This is a genomic window from Chromohalobacter sp. 296-RDG (genome assembly GCF_029889885.1).
Classification (GTDB): Bacteria; Pseudomonadota; Gammaproteobacteria; order Pseudomonadales; family Halomonadaceae; genus Chromohalobacter.
Window position 1 is genome coordinate 1 of sequence record NZ_JARANY010000121.1, and the last position, 3,625, is coordinate 3,625.

The following is a 3,625-nucleotide window of genomic DNA, read 5'->3' on the forward strand; positions in this document are numbered from 1 at the left end:
CCGACATCTTGCCTGCGGCGAACGCAAGCAGCGCCAGGCAGAGAATCGCCACAGCGGTGCCTTGCACGGTCAAGGTGACCAGCGCATTGCCCAGCGCGGCGCGGCGGGCCAGACGCCGCTGATCGTCGAGCAACGTCCGCTGCTCGCCTTCCACCCTCGCTCGGTGGGCGCCGAGTACGCCAAAGGTGCGCAGCTCGGCAAGACCTTGAAGATGCTCCAGGGCGCGAACGCGCAGGCGTTCCAAGGTCCCGACGCGCCGTGCGCTAGGAGCGCTCCCCGCCACCGCCATGCCCAGCGTGACGATCCCCCATAACGGCAGCATGATCGCCAGCAGCACGCCGCCGAGCGCGGGCATCGCCAGCGCCAGAATACCGCTGACCACGAGAACCGCGAGCAGTCCCACCAACGGCGGCGCCAGCAAGCGCAGATAGAGATTGTCGAGCGCGTCGATATCGGCGGTCAGCCGGTTGAGCCATTCGCCGGCGCGGTAACGCGCCAATTCACGGCCCGAGAGCCGTGACAAGCCGGCAAAGGTGCGCCCGCGAATATCCGCCAGCAGGCGCAGCACGGTATCGTGGTTATAAAGTCGCTCGGCGTAACGAGCGGCGGTGCGCCCCACGGCGAAGAAACGAATGCCGCTACCCGGCGTGAAGACATTGATCGTCGCCGCGCCGCCCGCCGCGAGCGTCATCCCGGTCAGCGCGGTCGCGGTGATGAACCACCCCGACAGCGTCAGCAACCCGATGGCGAACAGCAGCGTCGCCAGCATCAGCAACGCCCCGATCAGCAAGCGTGTACGCCGCTCGCCCATCAGACGCAACCATGGGCCCAGCGCCTTTACCGTAGCCCCTTTCATGATAGTGGATTCCTTCATGACAAGGCCTCCGACGATGCCGGTACATCCTGTGAATGCAGCTGCCCCGCCTCGAGACGCAACACGCGGTCGGCCATGCCCATGACGGCCGGATGGTGCGTGGCAATGACCAGGGTGCGGCCTTGTGCGGCCAGTTGCGTCAGCCCCTCGATCACGCGTTGCTCGCTGTCAGGGTCGAGGCTGGCCGTGGGTTCGTCGAGCAGCACCAAGGGCGCATCGCTGAGAAACACCCGCGCCAGCGCCAGGCGGCTGGCCTGCCCGCCGGAAAGCCCCAGGCCGCGCTCCCCGAGAGACGTGTCGAGCCCTTCGGGCAAAGCGCTCAGCAAGTCACCGAGCTGTGCCGCGATCAACGCCTCGCGCAATCCGTCGTCACTGGCATCGGGCGCGACCAGGCGCAGATTCTCGGCCAGCGTGCCCTGCATCAAGAACGGACGTTGATCGAGCCAAGCCACGCGTGTCTTCGAACGCAGCACGACCTCGCCCGCCTCGGCATCGACGAAACCGGCGAGCACCTGTAGCAATGTCGACTTGCCGGTGCCCGAGGGACCGACCAGCGCCACCACCTCGCCATCGGCGATATCGAGATCGAGCGGCCCCAGCACCCGGCCGCGTCCGGCATGCGCCACACAGACCTCGGTCAGGCGCGCCCGCAGTGGCAGCGTGTCGTCGTGCCCATTGTTTAGAGCCTCCATTCGCGGGCCCTGCGGTGGCGTCTGCGCCAGCAGGGTGCGCAAGCCCTCGGCAGCGCCCAGGGCACTGGCGCGGTCATGATAATGCTGCGCCAGCAAGCGCAGCGGCTGGAAGAAATCCGGCGCCATGAACAGCAGGAACAACCCGCTGAACAGCGTCAGTTGATCGGCGGGGCCGAACTGGATATAGCCCAGTAACCCAAAGCCGATATAGATGGCGATCACCGCAATCGACACCGAGGCGAAGAATTCCAGCACTGCCGAGGAGAGAAACGCCACGCGCAACGTTTTCATGTTGCGCCGCCGGTAGTCGTCGGCCACCGCCGTGACCTCCTCGGTGGCCTGACGGGTGCGCCCGAATAACTGCAAGGTGGTCAACCCGCGCACACGGTCGAGAAAATGCCCGGCGAGACGCGTCATGGCCTGGAACTGCTGCTCGTTGAGACGCTGGGCGCCCATGCCGATCAACGCCATGAACAGTGGAATCAGCGGCGCCGCAATCAGGAAGAACGATGCCGCCAGCCAGTCCAGCGAAAACGCCACGCCGAGAAAGATCAGCGGCAGCACCACCGCCAGCGTGGCCTGGGGCACGTAACGCGCGATATAGCCTTCCAGCGCTTCGACCTGATCGACCAATTGTGCGGTACTGCCGGCGCTATGCCGCTCGGCGAGATGCACCGGCCCCAGCGCCGCGAGATGATCGAGCACTTGGGCGCGCACGCGTGCCTTGACGCGCAGCCCGGCTTCCAGGCCACTGGTTTCCTGCAGCCACTGCGCGAGCCCGCGCACGATCACCGCGCCCGCCAACGCCGCCGCATAGGGCCATAGCGTCACCAAGGCCGTGTCGCGGACCACGACAGCGCTGATCAACCACGCCATCAGGCCGAGTTGCGCGAGTGTCGCGAGCCCGCCGACGACACCGGCGGCGATGGCCAAGCTCAGCCAGCCGCGCACCTCACGAGATTGCGCGGCCAGCCATTGGCGCGACGCGCGCGCCGAGGTTTGGGCTTGAGATCGAGACACGGCTCAGTGATACCCGTCGCCGACACGCACCTTGCCGCGGAACACCCAGTACGACCAGGCGGTGTAGGTCAGAATGATGGGCACCACGAACAGCACACCGATCAGCAGGAAGAACTGTGACTCCGGTGCCGATGCGGCGTCCCACAGAGTGTAGTCCGGCGGGATGACATACGGCCAGCGACTCACCAGCAAGCCCAGGTAGGTGAAGACGAACATGCCCAAAGTGAGCAGGAATGCCATCAACTCGCGCCCCTTGCGGTTGGCAGTGTAGACACCGATCACGCAGGCCAAGGCCAGTGCGGGCAGCAGCCAGATTATCTGCATATGGTCGAACCAGCGCTCCCAGACGCCCGGGTCGATCCATGGCGTCCAAAGGCTAACGACGGCGAACACCGCCACCACGCCGACGAGAAGCTTGGGCACCAGGCCACGCGCCCATTCACGCACATGCCCTTCCGACTTGAGCACCAGCCAGGTCGATCCCAGCAGCGCATAGCCGGCCACCAGCCCCAAGCCGGTGATCACCGAAAACGGCGTCAGCCAGTCGAGCGCTCCGCCGGTGAATACGCGATCGGCAGTCTCGAAACCTTCGATGTAGGCACCTACCACGGCGCCTTGGGCGAAGGCCGCCACGAAGGAGCCACCGGCAAAGGCAGCGTTCCACCAGTTGCGCGTGCGCCGCGACTTGAAGCGGAACTCGAAGGCCACGCCACGAAAGATCAAGCCCGCCAGCATCAGGAAGACCCCGATGTACATCGCCGGCAGCAGGATCGAATAGACCAGCGGAAAGGCCCCGATCAATCCGGCTCCCCCCAGCACCAACCACGTCTCGTTGCCGTCCCATACCGGGGCGACGGAATTCATCATGACGTCACGTGCATCTTCGTCCGGAGCGAAGGGGAATAGGATCCCCAGCCCCAGGTCGAAACCATCCATGAGCACGTACATGATCACGCCGAAGGCGATGATGACGGCCCAGATCAACGAGAGATCGAACATTTCCATGGCTTAGCTCCTGTTCGGGGCGCGGTCGTCGCGC

General features: G+C 65.5%; 3 protein-coding genes. All 3 read right to left on the reverse strand.

The window, feature by feature from the left end:
* Positions 1–874: ABC transporter transmembrane domain-containing protein (locus tag OP495_RS16795; protein WP_280570881.1), on the reverse strand; the 874-nt coding region annotated here is incomplete at its 3' end.
* Positions 871–2,586 carry a thiol reductant ABC exporter subunit CydD gene (cydD, locus tag OP495_RS16800; protein WP_280570882.1) on the reverse strand — a complete coding sequence of 572 codons (1,716 nt, stop codon included), beginning with the start codon at positions 2,584–2,586 and terminating at the stop codon, positions 871–873. The genes OP495_RS16795 and cydD, both read right to left, overlap by 4 nt.
* A 3-nt stretch (positions 2,587–2,589) precedes the next feature.
* Positions 2,590–3,591 carry a cytochrome d ubiquinol oxidase subunit II gene (gene cydB / locus OP495_RS16805; protein ID WP_247621309.1) on the reverse strand — a complete coding sequence of 334 codons (1,002 nt, stop codon included), beginning with the start codon at positions 3,589–3,591 and terminating at the stop codon, positions 2,590–2,592.
* Between the last annotated feature and the right edge of the window lie 34 nt (positions 3,592–3,625).

Coding starts and splice junctions, on each gene's coding strand:
- cydB (WP_247621309.1), bottom strand. CDS start 3,591: ATGGAAATGTTCGATCTCTCGTTGATCTGGGCCGTCATCATCGCCTTC.